The 15,635-nt window shown below is 47.9% G+C and carries 16 protein-coding genes; 10 read left to right on the top strand and 6 right to left on the bottom strand.

All coding sequences use genetic code 11. From position 1 onward, the window contains the following. Positions 1-6 precede the first annotated feature (6 nt). Positions 7-1,131: a M14 family metallopeptidase gene (locus L4C42_RS08680; RefSeq protein WP_429760112.1), complete on the top strand. Its 1,125-nt coding sequence runs from the start codon at positions 7-9 to the stop codon at positions 1,129-1,131. 251 nt (positions 1,132-1,382) lie between these two features. Next, the gene (gene trmL / locus L4C42_RS08675) at positions 1,383-1,859 is read left to right on the top strand and encodes a tRNA (uridine(34)/cytosine(34)/5-carboxymethylaminomethyluridine(34)-2'-O)-methyltransferase TrmL (RefSeq protein ID WP_353497313.1); all 477 of its coding nucleotides are present in this window, start codon (positions 1,383-1,385) and stop codon (positions 1,857-1,859) included. 98 nt (positions 1,860-1,957) lie between these two features. Here trmL and rpmG read toward each other — a convergent pair whose 3' ends face one another. From rpmG to radC, 3 genes are all read right to left on the bottom strand, one after another. Continuing rightward, on the bottom strand, positions 1,958-2,125 hold the full coding sequence (gene rpmG, locus L4C42_RS08670) for a 50S ribosomal protein L33 (protein WP_002535344.1): 168 nt from the start codon (positions 2,123-2,125) through the stop codon (positions 1,958-1,960). Between the two features lie 13 nt (positions 2,126-2,138). Further along, a complete protein-coding gene (gene rpmB, locus L4C42_RS08665) occupies positions 2,139-2,375 on the bottom strand; it encodes a 50S ribosomal protein L28 (protein WP_004728407.1) in 237 nt (78 codons plus the stop codon). 299 nt (positions 2,376-2,674) lie between these two features. Next, the gene (gene radC, locus L4C42_RS08660) at positions 2,675-3,349 is read right to left on the bottom strand and encodes a RadC family protein (protein WP_353497314.1); all 675 of its coding nucleotides are present in this window, start codon (positions 3,347-3,349) and stop codon (positions 2,675-2,677) included. A 259-nt stretch (positions 3,350-3,608) separates the two neighbouring features. On the opposite strand from radC, the gene coaBC reads away from it, so the two are divergent. From coaBC to lpxM, 4 genes are all read left to right on the top strand, one after another. Further along, positions 3,609-4,817, top strand: a complete 1,209-nt coding sequence (coaBC, locus tag L4C42_RS08655) for a bifunctional phosphopantothenoylcysteine decarboxylase/phosphopantothenate--cysteine ligase CoaBC (RefSeq protein WP_429760109.1) — start codon at positions 3,609-3,611, stop codon at positions 4,815-4,817. A gap of 229 nt (positions 4,818-5,046) precedes the next feature. After that, the gene (gene slmA / locus L4C42_RS08650; protein ID WP_042502207.1) at positions 5,047-5,637 is read left to right on the top strand and encodes a nucleoid occlusion factor SlmA; all 591 of its coding nucleotides are present in this window, start codon (positions 5,047-5,049) and stop codon (positions 5,635-5,637) included. Between the two features lie 5 nt (positions 5,638-5,642). Further along, complete coding sequence (locus tag L4C42_RS08645) at positions 5,643-6,584, top strand: Kdo(2)-lipid IV(A) acyltransferase (RefSeq protein ID WP_353497316.1); 942 nt, start codon at positions 5,643-5,645, stop codon at positions 6,582-6,584. A gap of 12 nt (positions 6,585-6,596) precedes the next feature. Further along, complete coding sequence (gene lpxM / locus L4C42_RS08640) at positions 6,597-7,553, top strand: lauroyl-Kdo(2)-lipid IV(A) myristoyltransferase (protein WP_353497317.1); 957 nt, start codon at positions 6,597-6,599, stop codon at positions 7,551-7,553. A gap of 105 nt (positions 7,554-7,658) precedes the next feature. Here lpxM and mutM read toward each other — a convergent pair whose 3' ends face one another. Genes mutM through L4C42_RS08625 form a run of 3 tightly spaced genes read right to left on the bottom strand, consistent with a single transcriptional unit; the run spans position 7,659 to position 9,526 of the window. Then, positions 7,659-8,468, bottom strand: coding sequence for a bifunctional DNA-formamidopyrimidine glycosylase/DNA-(apurinic or apyrimidinic site) lyase (gene mutM / locus L4C42_RS08635; RefSeq protein ID WP_353497318.1), 810 nt, complete (start codon positions 8,466-8,468; stop codon positions 7,659-7,661). 51 nt (positions 8,469-8,519) lie between these two features. Beyond that, positions 8,520-9,017 carry a hypothetical protein gene (locus L4C42_RS08630; protein WP_353497319.1) on the bottom strand — a complete coding sequence of 166 codons (498 nt, stop codon included), beginning with the start codon at positions 9,015-9,017 and terminating at the stop codon, positions 8,520-8,522. After that, entirely contained in the window at positions 9,017-9,526 is a 510-nt protein-coding gene (locus L4C42_RS08625) for an FxsA family protein (protein WP_353497320.1), read from the bottom strand. The genes L4C42_RS08630 and L4C42_RS08625 overlap by 1 nt, the downstream gene beginning before the upstream one ends. Before the next feature lie 352 nt (positions 9,527-9,878). On the opposite strand from L4C42_RS08625, the gene aspA reads away from it, so the two are divergent. The 4 genes from aspA (at position 9,879) to L4C42_RS08605 (ending at position 15,528) form a co-directional block, all read left to right on the top strand. Next, positions 9,879-11,330: an aspartate ammonia-lyase gene (aspA, locus tag L4C42_RS08620; RefSeq protein ID WP_353497321.1), complete on the top strand. Its 1,452-nt coding sequence runs from the start codon at positions 9,879-9,881 to the stop codon at positions 11,328-11,330. Positions 11,331-11,467: 137 nt separating this feature from the next. Continuing rightward, entirely contained in the window at positions 11,468-12,778 is a 1,311-nt protein-coding gene (locus L4C42_RS08615; RefSeq protein ID WP_353497322.1) for an anaerobic C4-dicarboxylate transporter, read from the top strand. A 146-nt stretch (positions 12,779-12,924) separates the two neighbouring features. Then, positions 12,925-14,763 (top strand): protein-disulfide reductase DsbD, encoded by a 1,839-nt coding sequence (locus L4C42_RS08610; protein WP_429760104.1) that lies wholly within the window; start codon positions 12,925-12,927, stop codon positions 14,761-14,763. Between the two features lie 129 nt (positions 14,764-14,892). Next, entirely contained in the window at positions 14,893-15,528 is a 636-nt protein-coding gene (locus L4C42_RS08605) for a response regulator transcription factor (protein ID WP_353497324.1), read from the top strand. Positions 15,529-15,635 lie beyond the last annotated feature (107 nt).

Raw genomic sequence — 15,635 nt, 5'->3', positions numbered from 1 at the left:
AAGTAGATGAAGATCTTCAGCAATTTCGAAAGTGGCAACATTGAAGTTGTCAGCATTGAGAATAAAGACGATATCCAGCTAAAGATACAAAACGACCATCAGTCTGAGTTTTATCAGTGGTTTCATTTCCGCCTAGAAACTCAGGCTGAACAATCCCACACCATCAAGATCCTTGATTTGGCTAAGTCAGCCTACCCTGAAGGTTGGAAAGGCTATGATGTGGTCGCTTCTTACGATCGCGAAGAATGGTTCCGTATTCCATCTGAGTTCGATGGCGACACACTGAGCTTCAACGTGCTGCCTGAGCGCGGCTCCATGTATTTCGCTTACTTCGCACCCTACTCCTATGACCGCCACCTCGATCTCTTACACATGGCGCAAACCGAGCACCACTGCACTCTTGAGACCCTAGGCCACACGTTAGACAACAACGATATGTCGCTGCTGACTTTTGGCGAGCCAGAAGAAGGTAAGAAGAACATTTGGGTGATTGCTCGTCAGCACCCGGGTGAGACTATGGCGGAATGGTTTATGGAAGGCCTGATCCAGCGCCTTGTCGATGAAACCGACACCACAGCGCAAGCGTTGCTAGAAAAAGCTGTGCTCTACGTAGTGCCAAACATGAACCCAGATGGCGCAAACCGCGGCCACCTGCGCACCAATGCGGTTGGCGTCAACCTAAACCGTGAGTGGCAAACACCTTCTATGGAGAAAAGCCCAGAGGTGTTCCTAGTACGCGAGAAGATGCTGCAAACGGGCGTCGACATGTTCTTGGACATTCATGGTGATGAAGCGATCCCATACAACTTTGCAGCTGGCTCTGAGGGCATTCCTTCTTACGATGAGAGACACGCCGGTCTTGAGCATGCGTTCAAACAAGCACTACTCACTATTACGCCTGAGTTCCAAGACGACTATGGCTACGACAAAGACGAGCCGGGTAAGGCAAATCTAACCGTCGGCTCAAACTGGGTTGCAGAGCAGTTCCGCTGCCTGTCATACACCATTGAGATGCCTTTTAAGGACAATAACAACTATCCAGATCCTTTGTATGGTTGGTCGCCTGAGCGCAGTATTAAGTTTGGTCATGACATGGTAGCGGCGACGCTAGCTGTGACGGATAAGCTTTAATCTCAAAGGACACGCAATTAGAGTGTCTCGTCATTCCGCTAGCCGCGCGCCTGCGCGGGGATGACAATAATTTTAGTTACGACCTACTCTATAATGTCGTCATTCCTGTGTAGACAGGAATCTTCTTGAGGCTTGGCGCTCACTTTGAGTAGATCCCCGCCTGCGCGGGGATGACGATAGCCTTGGGGATAACGTTCTTTTTACGCTTCAGGTATACTCATTCCATTATTTAGTATGAGTCGACAGCCAATATGTTTGATATCGCCCTCTACGAGCCAGAAATTGCTCCAAACACCGGAAACATCATCCGTCTTTGTGCCAACTGCGGTGCAAACCTACACCTTATTGAACCGCTGGGTTTTGATTTAGAAGAGAAGAAAGTACGCCGTGCGGGTCTCGACTATCACGATCTTGCGCGCGTAAAACGTCATAAAGACTACGCGGCGTTTCTTGCTTACTTAGAAGAACACAACCCGAACTACCGCTTGTTTGCTTGTACCACAAAAACCACCGGCCATCATACCGATGCGAAATACCAGCAAGGTGATGTGCTGTTATTTGGTCCAGAAACTCGCGGCTTACCTGCAGAAGTGATTGAAAGCCTACCAATGGAGCAACGCATTCGCATTCCTATGATGCCAGATGCGCGCAGTCTAAACCTATCCAATGCGGTAGCGATTATTGCCTATGAAGCGTGGCGACAGTTGGGTTTTGAAGGGGCAGTTTAAGCCCTTTTTAACGAGAGCATTAACCGAGCCTGAATTTCAGGCAATAAAAAACCCAGCCGAAGCTGGGTTTTCAATACTTACAAGTAGAAACTTATCAATTACTTGATTTTAGCTTCTTTGTACATAACGTGTTGGCGAACAACTGGATCAAACTTTTTGATCTCAAATTTGCCTGGCATGTTACGCTTGTTCTTGTCAGTTGTGTAGAAGTGACCAGTACCTGCAGAAGATACTAGACGAATTTTCTCACGAATGCCTTTAGCCATTGCTTAATTCCTCTTATACGTTCTCGCCACGAGCGCGAATATCAACAAGAACAGCATCGATGCCTTTCTTATCAATAATACGCATACCCTTAGCGGTTAGACGTAGTTTAACAAAGCGTTTTTCGCTTTCTACCCAGAAACGATGAGTTTGTAGGTTCGGCAGAAAACGACGCTTGGTAGCATTTCGTGCGTGTGAACGGTTGTTACCCGTTACAGGACGCTTACCAGTTACTTGGCATACTCGGGACATGAATGTCTTCTCCAAATCGTTTCAGCTCGATATCAACCTTGGTGGCCGAACCTCAATTATAAGAGGCCATAACCATTATGGAATACCCATACAAGGCTATCAAAGGTCGCGCATTATACTAACTTGACATGCATTGCTCAAGACCCGAACAGATCCTTTTTTAAGGATTTGCTGATCTTTTTCACTTTGAGCTGATGTTGGTTGATAATTTAGTGCGCGAATCATAGCAGAAAATCACCAAAACAAAAGCTCTGTATCACAGTTATTACAATAAAAAACGCTTTCTACTGTTTAAGAGGCTAAATCCAGCCTCTTTCGGCAAACGAGACCACTTCCCCATCACCAACCACAAAATGGTCGAGCACACGAATATCCACTAGTCCAAGTGCATCGCTCAATCTTCTGGTGATCCTTCTGTCGGCCTGACTCGGCTCAGCAATCCCCGATGGGTGGTTATGCGCCAGTATTAGCGCCGCCGCGTTATGCTCTAATGCACGCTTAACGACTTCTCTGGGATATACAGAGGCCGCATCTATGGTGCCTTCAAACATCACTTCATCGGCAATCACTCGATTTTGGTTATCCAAAAACAGTATATAGAAGGCTTCTCGCTGGCGATCGCGCAGTATCGACATCAAATAGTATTTGGTGTGTTCCGGACTATTTAAGCTGTCTCCACGCTGCAAAGTTTCCGATAGATAGCGCTGACTCATTTCCAGTACCGCTTGAAGCTGCACATACTTGGCGACACCAAGCCCCTTGTGTCGGCAGAACTCGTCATTGGTGGCAGAAAACAGTGCCCGCAATGAACCAAAATCGGCAAGCAAATCGTCCGCAAGCTGAATCACATTCTTGCCTTTTATCCCGGTTCGTAAAAATATCGCCAATAACTCAGCATCGGAAAGCGCGTGGCTACCGCGGCTAAGTAACTTTTCTCGCGGCATCGAGTCTTTGGGGAGCTGATGTAATGTCATAAGCCTATGTATATTCGTGTGGATAGTGTCATAACTATATAGAGGGAAAATTAAACCTTAGGGAAGTTATGACGCATAACATCAAAAGCTGCAGTGAACAGGTGACACACTGCGAGCCTAGAGGTGGCTTTGTGTAACTGTTCAGTTTATTAGTGAGGGCTCATTGCAAAGGTGGAAAAAGCTTGTGCCAGTGGTACGACAGTAGCGGCGGAGCAAGGCTTTTGCTATCTTAGCCGCAGAAAATTGTAAGGAGCAAGCTATGCAAACTTTAGCGGGTAAGAAAATACTGCTTGGTATTAGCGGTGGCATCGCCGCCTATAAATGTGCCGAACTAACCAGACGCCTAATTGAACGTGGTGCCGAAGTTCAAGTCGTGATGACCAAAGCGGCAAAAGAGTTTATCACACCACTAACGATGCAAGCTGTTTCGGGAAGACCGGTATCTGATAGCTTGCTCGACCCTGCCGCTGAAGCCTCGATGGGACATATAGAACTAGCAAAATGGGCAGACTTAGTCCTGCTTGCTCCTGCTACTGCCGATCTCATCGGTCGCATGGCTGCCGGAATGGGCAACGACTTACTGACTACGTTAGTGCTCGCCACAGACGCCCCAATTGCCGTTTCGCCTGCGATGAATCAGCAGATGTATCGCAATGTCGCTACCCAAGAGAACATCTCGACGCTTTCCCGTCGTGGCATGATGATTTGGGGGCCAGCCGCCGGTGAACAGGCTTGTGGTGATATCGGCCCTGGCCGTATGCTAGAGCCGATGCAACTGGTTGAGCGCTGTGAGCAGTTCTTTGGTCCAAAACCCTTAGTGGGAAAATCGGTAGTGATTACCGCAGGTCCAACGCGTGAAGCGATTGACCCTGTGCGCTATATCTCCAACCACAGCTCTGGAAAAATGGGCTTCGCTCTTGCCGAAGCGGCCAGTCAAATGGGGGCTGATGTCACACTGATTGCCGGCCCTGTTGCGCTTACTACGCCAGTTGGCGTTAAACGTGTCAATGTGACCAGTGCACAAGAGATGCATCAGGCAGCATTAGACGCGGCAATCTCACACGATATCTTTATTGGCTGTGCAGCGGTCGCAGACTATCGTCCAACCGATGTCGCGACGCAAAAAATCAAAAAGACCGCGGACAACGATGATATGCAGATAGTGATGGTTAAAAACCCAGACATTATCGCTGATGTCGCTTCGCTAAGCACATCTCGTCCATTTACTGTTGGCTTTGCGGCAGAAACGCAAGATGTGGAAACTTACGCACTGGATAAGCTATCTCGTAAGAATCTGGACATGATTTGTGCAAATGATGTCTCTGTTGCAGGTCAAGGCTTTAACAGCGATTCAAATGCGATTACCGTGTACTGGCAAGACGGACAGCAAGCACTTGGTAGTGCAAAGAAAACCGAGTTAGGCCGCGCCATTCTCGAGTGCATCAGCGCCAAGCTCAATAACGTATAGTTCACTACCGCATAACCAGCTAACGCTAAGCAAGTAAAGGCCGCGTGGTGCGAACGCTGCGCCGCCTCACTCCCTCTGCTCGCCCACCTTGCGAGATAGATTGTTACACACTTCAACCATTTAGCACGTTGAACTGTGTGGATAAAACGCGCTTAGGTACACTAACAGATTCACCTATGGGCGTTATCGTGCTGATTTCGGCATGCAGTAATCAAAAGGAATAGGATTTATGTCCGCTACGAGAAAGTCGAACCGAAAAGAGGAGATCCTTCAGGCTCTTGCTCAGATGCTAGAGTCCAATGAAGGAACCTCTCGCATCACGACCGCAAAACTTGCCAAGCAAGTGGGTGTGTCTGAAGCGGCACTCTATCGTCATTTTCCAAGCAAAGCGCGTATGTTTGAAGGACTGATTGAGTTCATAGAAGAGTCGCTCATGTCTCGCATCAACCGCATCTTAGATGAAGAAAAAGACACCCTGACTCGCATTCGTCTAGTGTTGCAATTGATTTTGGCGTTTTCTGAGCGCAATCCAGGTTTGAGTCGCATTCTCTCTGGTCATGCTCTAATGTTTGAGAATGAACGATTACGTGACCGAATTAATCAGCTGTATGAAAGAATAGAGACATCTCTGCGTCAAATTTTGCGCGAGCGCAAAATTCGTGAAGGCAAAAGCTTTCCTGTAGATGAGAAGATCCTCGCCGCACAACTACTCGGTCAAGTAGAAGGCAGTTTGAACCGCTTTGTTCGTTCTGATTTTAAATACACCCCTACGTCCACCTTTGACGAGTACTGGGCGCTGCTAAAACTACAACTGCAATAACGCTAATGAAAACTGACAAAAAACCGGACTTCAGCTTATCACTGCTACATCCCAAACACTGGGGCGTGTGGGTAGGCTTCGGCCTGTTGGCGTTGATCGTCAACTTATTGCCATACGCACTGCTGTATAAACTCGGTCGTGGCCTTGGCAAATTCGCCATGCGCTTTGGCGGCAAACGCGCTCAAATCGCGCGTCGTAACCTAGAGTTGGCCTTTCCAGAAAAAAGCCAACAAGAGATCGACGCCTTTGTGGAAGAGAACTTTAAGAACTCAGGCATGGCGCTGATCGAAACAGGTATTACTTGGTTTTGGCCAACCTGGCGCTTTAAGCGCATTCTAGTAGAAAAAGACATCAGCGCGCTTAAGCAGCACGAAGCCAATAACAAAGGCGTACTACTGTGCTGCGTGCATGCACTTAACCTTGAGATTACCGCACGCGCTTTTGCTGTGCTGGGGCTCCCAGGATACGGCGCCTATCGTCCACACAGCAATCCTGCTTACGAGTTCATCCAGTACCGTGGTCGTACTCGCAACGGCAACAAACTGATTTATCGTACCGATTTAAAATCGATGATCCGCGTCATGCGCCAAGGTCACCGTTTGTTCTATCTTCCGGATCAAGATTATGGCCACAATAAGTCTGTGTTCGTGCCTTTCTTTGCCGTAGAAGAAGCCTGCACCACTACGGGCACCAGTATTCTGGCTTACACCAGTAAGTGCGCGATCGTTCCGGGCTCTGGTTTTAGAAATGCCGATGGTAAATATGAGATCATGGCTGACATCTCCATTGAAGATGAATATCCAAAGAAAGACGAAGTCGCCGCAGCCGCACTAATGAATCACTACGTAGAAAAAATCATTTTGCGCGCGCCAGAACAGTGGCTTTGGATGCACAAGCGATTCAAGTCGGTTCCTGACGAAACCAAAACTAACTCTCGCTATCTGTAACGAGTAGGCATTATGAGCAATCAAGAACATATCGATAAAAACCTCTATGATCCTCGTTTCCAGTGGGCATTTTTACACCCCAAACACTGGGGCACTTGGCTTGGCATCCTACTGGCGGTATTCCTAGCCTTTGTTCCCGCTAAGCCTCGCGATCGTTTTGCGCGCTATATTTCCGGGATCATTGTCGGTAAAAATGGTCGCGTCGTCAGACGTACCCGCCTCAACCTTGAAAAATGCTTTCCGGAGAAGTCAGAGCAAGAGATCCAACACATTGTTGAAGAGACCTTTGCCAAGGCAGGCCAATACCTACTGGGCTACTCTGAGTTTTTGGTACGCTCAACCAAGCACAACCAAAATCGCGGTGTGATGATTGGTGAAGAGAACCTGATGCCGCTACTGGATGCTGGAGAGAACGTGATCATCTTGGCGCCGCACGCATGGGCTGTGGACTACCCTGCGGTCATGTTAGCAGCTCAAGGCCACAAAGTGGCAACCATCATGAAACCGCAAAACAACCCAATCGGTGACTGGCTGATGCACGTCCAGCGTATGCAGTATGGTGGACGCATCTTTGCCCGTAGCGCCGGCGTGAAGCCGTTTGTTCGCTCTATCAAGGATGGTTACATCGGTTACTGGCTGCCGGATGAAGATCACGGCCCACAAAACTCTGTGTTTGTGCCCTTTTTTGCTGCAGAAAAGGCGACTCTAAAAGGGTTTGGTAAAATGTCTCGCCTATCTCGAGCCAAAGTCGTGCCAGTACTGCCCGCCTACAATGATCAAACCAGCAAATACGAAGTGCATATTCTGCCAGCTATCGACAACTTCCCGACGGGAGATGAAGAGCAAGACGCACGCGCGATGAACGCCGCAATTGAAGCGCTGTTACGTGACAAGCCTGAGCAGTACATGTGGAACTTATATCTACTTGAAACTCAGCGCGATGGTAAACGTATTTACGACAACATCTAGCCTGAGCTAAGTATTATCGCTCACCTCCCAAAGAGGCGGATAACAACCACTAAAAAAGCGCTTGCCGAGGCAAGCGCTTTTTTGTTCATCCATTAGTTAACATCACTACTTCTGGCAAACATCGCAAAAGAAGGTGTTTCGCTGACCTATCTTCATCTCTTTGATTGGCTCACCGCAGCTATGGCAAGGTTGTTTCGCTCGCCCATACACGTGCAGCTCCTGGGCAAAGTAGCCAGGCTTACCATCCGTTTGCGAAAAGTCTTTAAGCGTGGTTCCACCTTGAGTGATCGCTTGTGCTAGCACCTGCTTGATTTCCGTCACCAGCGTTTGCCACTGACCAAGCGTCACTTTATAAGTTGGTGTCGTTGGAAGAATGCCAGCGCTAAATAGCGACTCACAAGCGTAGATGTTCCCCACCCCGACAACATTAGCGTTATTCATAATGAAGGTTTTAATCGCGACCCGTTTGTTATTGGCGCGAGAGAGCATCCAATCGGCATTAAATTCGTCCGTAAGAGGTTCTGGACCACAGTTGTCCAAAAGCTCATGAGACTCTCCCGGAGCACACCACAACCAAGCCCCAAAGCGGCGTGGGTCGTTGTAGCGCATGACCTTACCGTTGCTAAGCACTAAGTCAACGTGGTCATGCTTTTCAGCCGGGGGTGGGTTTTCCAGTACTCGTAGACTGCCCGACATCCCCAAGTGGACGATGGCGGTGCCTTTTGGCGTGTCGAGTAGCAGATACTTAGCCCGCCTGCGAATCGCCGTGATGGGCTGACCATGTAAACCGTGGATCTCTTCAGGGATCCACCAGCGCAGCTGACGCTGACGCACCACGATTTCTTGAATGGTTTGTTCTAATAGATGCGGGCTAATCCCGAGGCGAGAAACTTCTACTTCTGGCAATTCTGGCATGATGTCTACGCTTAACTGGTCATGGACTGAGTGAACAAGAAATGGATGCGTTTATCTCGCATCCTGTGGCAGTAATTCACTGCCTTCAAAGCTTACCGCTACCCATAAGCCATTGTAGGTGTTGAGCAGCCAAAACTGATCCAACGGGTAAGCGGTAATGCGCTGCGGCTCTTCAACTTCTTGATACCAAACCTCGATTGTCATCGGATGCTCAAACGCAGGTTTGAGTTTCTGATACGTTTCGTCGTCAACTGGCGTGCCCTGCATCGCTTTCCAGCGCAATACCACGCTTTCAGCATCTTGATTCCACTTCTTAGGAATCGCGCGCCAGTTATCGCCTTGCTGATAAAATTGGATCCCAGCGTAGTTGATTTCTATTGGCTCAGCACTTGGGTCAAGCACCAAGCCTTCACTCGCCTGCGCTGCTGGCTCCAGCAAATATTGCTTTATCAGAGTCGGTGCGGCCATCATCAGCATAAAAAAAGCGATGCCGATAATAAGCACGTTGTTCCAACTGCGCCTCGAAAGCTTGATGCGGTTGAATATCATTAGTTCAGCTTGTTACGGTCATCATCGTCTTTACGTTCATACTCACCTTCAAAGGTGTTGCCATCGCGCTGATGGTCGCGATGGGAATCAAACGGCCCTTGCTGGAAGTCACCTTGATGAAAACCGCCTTGATGGAATCCTCCAGAAACGCTCTTCACCACCACTTTACTCATAAGATATTTAGCAATAGCCGCACGGGGTGCTGGCAGCAGTACCAACATACCCATCGCATCAGTCATAAAGCCCGGAGTGAGAAGTAGTACACCAGAAACCGCCAACATAACGCCTTCAACAATTTGTTGCGCTGGCATTTCACCTTGCTGCAGCTTCGACTGTACTGACATTAGGGTTTGCAGGCCTTGGCTACGCACCAGCGAGGCACCCACCACCGCCGTCAATAGCACTAAGCCAATAGTAGGCCATAAGCCCAAAAAGCCGCCGACTTGGATAAATAGCCCAATCTCAATGATTGGAACAAAAATAAATAGCAATAACAGTATCGGAAACACACGCTCCTCCTTGGTTTGCTGTCAGTTTACGCCTACCCTTTACTAAACCACAAATAAATTACTCGGATTCAACCGCTAAGCGCACAAAATGAGTTTTTCAAAATATAAATCGACTCAGTTAATGATGCGAATTTTATGAGGGAAATCTCATCTCACGAGGACTTTGCTGGCCTTTGCAATAATTAAGTGAAAAAGGTGATCTGGCTACTATTTTTATGTGCCACTTTGAGTAATATGTACCCCATAAGTCAGGACGTAATAACTAGCCAATTATTCTGGCGAATGGATTCTTAAAACAGATTTGGCAAAATAACTGTAATTAACGCAGAATTATTCTCTAAGGATCCAAAATATGGCGACAACTACTCTTGAGCAAACAGTTGCGACTCAAGCCACTCGTATTGAAGAAGATCTATTAGGCCAACGTCATGTCCCGGCCGATGCTTACTACGGCATCCACACACTACGCGCTATCGAAAACTTTAATATCTCCAATGTGACCATTTCTGATGTACCCGATTTTGTTCGCGGTATGGTCATGACCAAGAAAGCCGCTGCGCTCGCTAACAAAGAGCTTGGCGTGATTCCAAAAGACATCGCTCAATATATTATCCAAGCTTGTGATGTGATCCTTGAAACAGGCAAGTGCATGGATCAGTTCCCATCAGATGTGTTCCAAGGCGGTGCTGGCACCTCTGTGAACATGAACACCAACGAAGTGATCGCTAACGTGGCACTTGAACTGATGGGCAAAGAGAAAGGCCAATATGAGTTCATTAACCCAAATGATCACGTTAACAAAAGCCAATCAACAAACTGTGCTTACCCAACGGGTTTCCGTATCGCAGTCTACAACAGCGTACAAAAGCTAATCGATGCGATTGAATATCTAAAAGGTTCGTTCGAAGCGAAGAGCCAAGAGTTCTCGACTATTTTGAAAATGGGTCGTACTCAGCTTCAAGATGCGGTACCAATGACAGTTGGCCAAGAGTTCCACGCCTGGGCGGTAACTCTGAACGAAGAGATTCGTGCCCTTGAGTACACCTCAAAGCTACTACTAGAAGTGAACATCGGCGCAACAGCAATCGGTACTGGCCTAAACGCAGCTCAAGGCTATCAAGAGCTTGCAGTTAAGCACCTATCTGAAGTAACAGGCCTTGAATGTGTACCAGCAGAGGATCTTATCGAAGCGACCTCTGACTGTGGCGCGTATGTAATGACTCACGGTGCACTTAAGCGCCTAGCTGTGAAACTGTCTAAGATTTGTAATGACCTGCGCCTGCTTTCTTCTGGTCCTCGCGCGGGTCTTAACGAGCTCAACCTGCCGGAACTGCAAGCCGGCTCTTCTATCATGCCAGCGAAAGTGAACCCAGTGGTTCCTGAAGTAGTTAACCAAGTGTGCTTTAAAGTGCTTGGTAACGACAACACAGTATCCTTCGCAGCGGAAGGTGGTCAGCTGCAACTGAACGTTATGGAGCCAGTAATTGCGCAAAGCATGTTTGAATCTCTTGAAATTCTGAAAAATGCTTGTATCAACCTGCGCGACAAATGCATCGATGGCATTAGCGTTAATAAAGAAGTGTGTGAAAGCTACGTTTACAACTCAATTGGTATCGTTACTTATCTCAACCCTTACATCGGTCACCATGAAGGCGACATCGTCGGTAAGATCTGTGCTGAGACCGGTAAGAGCGTAAAAGAAGTGGTACTTGAACGCGGCCTTCTATCTGAAGAAGAGTTAGATGACATTTTCTCAGTAGACAATCTGATGAAACCTCAGTATAAAGCCAAACGCTACGAGTAATGATGCCTAAAGGCTCCCCTGTATGGGGGAGCCTTTTTAGTGCCTATTTCTCATTGGTAAAACTTATTCCCTAATATTATCTACAACGTCCGCTTGTCATCATGGTTGATAACGGACAATCGAAACAAGGATTGACTATGGTTGCTATAGAGCTTGCCGTCGTACTGCTGTTTATTTATTTAGGTGCACGTATTGGCGGTATTGGAATCGGTCTGGCTGGCGGTGCTGGTGTCATTGCCCTCTCACTGGTACTCGGCGTACCAACAAGCCAAGCTTACATCCCTGTGGATGTGATCTTAATTATTATGTCAGTAATCACTGCGATTGCTGCGATGCAAGTAGCTGGTGGTATGGACTGGCTGGTGCAAATTGCTGAAGACTTCCTTCGCAAACATCCAGAAAGAATCACCTTTTATGCTCCCATTGTAACTTTCTTGATGACGCTTATGGCAGGTACAGGTCACACCGCGTTTTCAACGCTTCCTGTTATCGCTGAAGTTGCAAAAGGCCAAGGGGTGCGACCATCACGCCCATTGTCGATTGCCGTTGTTGCTTCGCAAATCGCTATCACAGCTTCTCCTATCTCCGCCGCGGTTGTTGCTTTCGCGGCAATGCTAGCGCCAATGGGGGTCGATTATTTAACGCTACTTGCTGTGTGTATCCCAACCACCTTTATCGCCTGTATGGTCGGCGCCTTTGTCGCTAACTTCATGGGCAGCGAGCTGAAAGACGATCCTGTGTACCAAGAGCGTCTAGCTCAAGGCCTTATCAAGCTGAGTACCACTCAAGAGCGCAACATTCTGCCGACAGCAAAAACGGCGACCTATATTTTCTTAGGTGCAATTGCATTCGTAGTTTGCTACGCAGCAGCGATCTCTGGCTCTATCGGCCTGATTGAAGATCCTGCGCTTGGCCGTAACGAAGCAATCATGACCGTCATGTTGGCAGCAGCGGCAGCGATCACGCTAGTGACCAAGATCGATGCATCTAAAATTCCTTCTGCAGCAACGTTCCGCTCAGGTATGACCGCTTGTGTCTGCGTACTTGGCGTAGCATGGCTTGGTTCAACGTTTGTGAACGCGCACGTTGACGGCATTAAAGAGCTAGCGGGCGCGCTACTGGAAGACTACCCATGGATGCTAGCGATGGTTCTGTTCTTTGCCTCTATGCTGCTTTACTCGCAAGGCGCGACAACCGTTGCTCTAATGCCAGCAGCGCTAGCAATTGGTGTAGCACCACTGACAGCGGTTGCTTCATTTGCTGCAGTAAGTGCTCTGTTTGTACTGCCAACCTACCCAACCCTGCTTGCTGCGGTTGAAATGGATGACACTGGCTCAACACGGATCGGCAATTATGTGTTCAACCACCCATTCTTCATTCCGGGTGTGACCACTATCGCGACAGCCGTTGCGCTTGGTTTTGCATTTGGCGGCCTACTGATCGGCTAATCGCCAGCAAATGGATTGCAAAAAGAATTGAGAGCTGCGTTGTATCGCAGCTCTTTTTTTATCTTTAATGAAACATTTCTCGCTATCTTCCTGTCTTAACATCATATAACCTCATTATATTGTTAAACCTTGGTTGCATAGCGTTCATGACTCGACTACTTTCCCAATTTTTGCTGCTTTCCCTGACCACGTTGGCGTTGCCTAGCTGGGCTCTATTTGGAGACAACAACACCAGTAATGCCTTTACCCCGACTGGCACCAATACCTTTGTTCCTGTTGATCAAGCATTTCCAATGAACGCCTATCAGCAGGGCGATCGAGTCTATATCGACTGGCAAGTCAAACCTGACTACTACCTCTATCAAGACCGATTAAACTTCAGCGGTGAAAACGTCACCCTGGGTAATATTGAACTGCAACAAGGTGAGCCGTACACCGATGAGTTTTTTGGGGATGTGACGATTTACACCCAACCGCTGTTTGTTGAAGTGCCATTAAGCCAATATCAAGCCGGCGCAAAACTGATTGTGCAATATCAAGGCTGCGCCAAAGCAGGATTCTGTTACCCACCAGAAACGCGCGTTATCGACATTACGCCATTTAGCTTTGATGCCGTTTCCGATACCACTACTGACGTCCAACCGGCAGCGACAACTGCCGCAGACAACAGCAAGCCTGCAGAGTCACCACAGTCAGCGACGACAGGTACAAACACCTCGAACAGCAACAACGACTTAACCGACAAACTCGGGCAAAACTGGTGGACGCCAGCGCTGTTTTTACTGCTCGGTATTGGCCTCGCTTTCACGCCTTGTGTATTACCAATGTATCCAATCCTCACCAGTATTGTGCTGGGTGGCGGCAAGCGCAGTCATAAACAAGCGTTGCTGTTATCTATGGTCTATGTGCAAGGCATGGCGCTTACCTACACCTTGCTTGGCCTTGTCGTGGCTTCAGCGGGGATGCAATTTCAAGCCGCGATGCAGCACCCGTATGTACTTATTGGTTTGAGTGTCCTGTTTGTAGCACTGGCACTGTCGATGTTTGGCCTCTATACCTTACAGCTGCCAAGCAATGTACAAACTTGGCTCAATAACCTCAGCAATCAACAAAAAGGTGGCAACCTGTTAGGCGTGTTTGCCATGGGAGCCATATCCGGTCTAGTGTGCTCACCTTGCACGACCGCTCCGTTGTCCGGCGCCTTGCTGTACGTGGCACAAAGTGGCGACTTGCTGACTGGTGGTGTCGCGCTGTATGCGTTGGCGCTTGGTATGGGTATCCCATTGATTGCCGCTGCGGTCTTTGGCAACAAGCTACTACCAAAAGCGGGAAATTGGATGGAACGCGTAAAAATCCTGTTTGGCTTTGTACTACTCGCTGCACCTATTTTCTTACTTGAGCGTTTACTGCCAGAATTTTGGAGTAGCGTACTATGGTCTGGTTTGGGTATTGCCGCCTTTAGCTGGCTGTATCATCAAAAGAATGCATTACCATTTGGTGGCTGGAAGCAAAGCTGTGTCGGCATTATTGCAATTCTAGGTCTATTTGCGTCAGCGCAGCCACTACTCAATCACTGGCTTGGCGCACCGACAAGTAGCGAGTCCGAGATCAGCGTTAGCTTCACTCGAATCAACAACCTTGCCGAGCTCAATGCTGAGCTAAACAAAGCTAAACTTGCCGGTAAACCTGTGATGCTCGATTTTTACGCCGATTGGTGTGTTGCATGTAAAGAGTTCGAAAAGTACACCTTCCACGATGCCAATGTTGAACCTGTGCTGGCCAACTTTGTTTTGCTGCAAGCGGATGTCACGCGCAATCAAGTACAGGATATCGAAATGCTCAAAGCGATGGATGTACTAGGATTGCCGACCATTGAGTTTTGGGATGCCAATGGCACGCAACTTCCAAGTGCGCGTTTAACCGGATTTGTTAGCGCTGAAGATTTTCTAGAGCATTTAAACCAATACACCCTACTCAATGAATAACGGATGAGGTTTTGCGTCCGCGTTCAGTAAAAAGTCGATTCTGCTCAGAGTTTTGTATTGATTCATTTGTCCAAACTCGACGCAGAATCAATAATAACGTTAACACTTTTGCAAAATAACTGAGACGCTATGGAACCGAGCTATACCATCATTATTGCTGATGATCACCCACTGTTTAGGAACGCGCTGTTTCAGTCTGTTCACATGGCGATCAGTGGTGCAAATCTGCTGGAAGCGGACTCATTGGAATCTTTGCTCAGTCTTCTAGAGAAAAGCGAAGAACCAGATCTGATATTGCTCGATCTAAAAATGCCAGGCGCTAATGGTATGTCCGGCCTTATCCACCTGCGTGCTGATTATCCCGATATTCCTATTGTGGTCATCTCCGCCAGCGAAGAGCCAAGTATCGTTTCACAGGTTAAGATGCATGGCGCGTTTGGATTTATTCCCAAGTCCAGTGATATGCGGGTGCTTATTAGCGCCCTAAACAAAGTGCTTGAAGGTGAACCTTATTTCCCCGCAGAGCTGCTCATTGATAACAGCGAAAGTAATGATTTAGCTGAGAAAATATCAACGCTGACACCACAACAATACAAGGTGCTAGGCATGCTCTCCGACGGTCTTCTCAATAAACAAATCGCTTATGATCTCAATGTGTCAGAAGCGACCATCAAAGCGCACATGACCGCCATCTTTAGAAAGCTTGGCGTTAAAAACCGAACCCAAGCCGTGATCCTATTACAACAAATGGAATCAGAAGGTTAGCTTTAAACTCGCCGACAGTTCATGCCCAAGCTGCTATTATGTAACTGGGCGTGAATAGGTTTATTAAAACATTGATACCAGCCACAATACGTTAAATAATAGCGCCG

Source organism: Vibrio wakamikoensis, assembly GCF_050337275.1.
Lineage (GTDB): Bacteria > Pseudomonadota > Gammaproteobacteria > Enterobacterales > Vibrionaceae > Vibrio > Vibrio chaetopteri.
The sequence above is the reverse complement of the archived record's forward strand: the minus strand, read 5'-3'. Positions and strand labels throughout refer to the sequence as shown.

Excerpts from the sequence above, each read along its gene's own strand:
- L4C42_RS08680 (WP_429760112.1), top strand. The coding sequence starts at position 7 with ATGAAGATCTTCAGCAATTTCGAAAGTGGCAACATTGAAGTTGTCAGC.
- trmL (WP_353497313.1), top strand. The coding sequence starts at position 1,383 with ATGTTTGATATCGCCCTCTACGAGCCAGAAATTGCTCCAAACACCGGA.
- rpmG (WP_002535344.1), bottom strand. The coding sequence starts at position 2,125 with ATGGCTAAAGGCATTCGTGAGAAAATTCGTCTAGTATCTTCTGCAGGT.
- rpmB (WP_004728407.1), bottom strand. The coding sequence starts at position 2,375 with ATGTCCCGAGTATGCCAAGTAACTGGTAAGCGTCCTGTAACGGGTAAC.
- radC (WP_353497314.1), bottom strand. The coding sequence starts at position 3,349 with ATGACATTACATCAGCTCCCCAAAGACTCGATGCCGCGAGAAAAGTTA.
- coaBC (WP_429760109.1), top strand. The coding sequence starts at position 3,609 with ATGCAAACTTTAGCGGGTAAGAAAATACTGCTTGGTATTAGCGGTGGC.
- slmA (WP_042502207.1), top strand. The coding sequence starts at position 5,047 with ATGTCCGCTACGAGAAAGTCGAACCGAAAAGAGGAGATCCTTCAGGCT.
- L4C42_RS08645 (WP_353497316.1), top strand. The coding sequence starts at position 5,643 with ATGAAAACTGACAAAAAACCGGACTTCAGCTTATCACTGCTACATCCC.
- lpxM (WP_353497317.1), top strand. The coding sequence starts at position 6,597 with ATGAGCAATCAAGAACATATCGATAAAAACCTCTATGATCCTCGTTTC.
- mutM (WP_353497318.1), bottom strand. The coding sequence starts at position 8,468 with ATGCCAGAATTGCCAGAAGTAGAAGTTTCTCGCCTCGGGATTAGCCCG.
- L4C42_RS08630 (WP_353497319.1), bottom strand. The coding sequence starts at position 9,017 with ATGATATTCAACCGCATCAAGCTTTCGAGGCGCAGTTGGAACAACGTG.
- aspA (WP_353497321.1), top strand. The coding sequence starts at position 9,879 with ATGGCGACAACTACTCTTGAGCAAACAGTTGCGACTCAAGCCACTCGT.
- L4C42_RS08615 (WP_353497322.1), top strand. The coding sequence starts at position 11,468 with ATGGTTGCTATAGAGCTTGCCGTCGTACTGCTGTTTATTTATTTAGGT.
- L4C42_RS08610 (WP_429760104.1), top strand. The coding sequence starts at position 12,925 with ATGACTCGACTACTTTCCCAATTTTTGCTGCTTTCCCTGACCACGTTG.
- L4C42_RS08605 (WP_353497324.1), top strand. The coding sequence starts at position 14,893 with ATGGAACCGAGCTATACCATCATTATTGCTGATGATCACCCACTGTTT.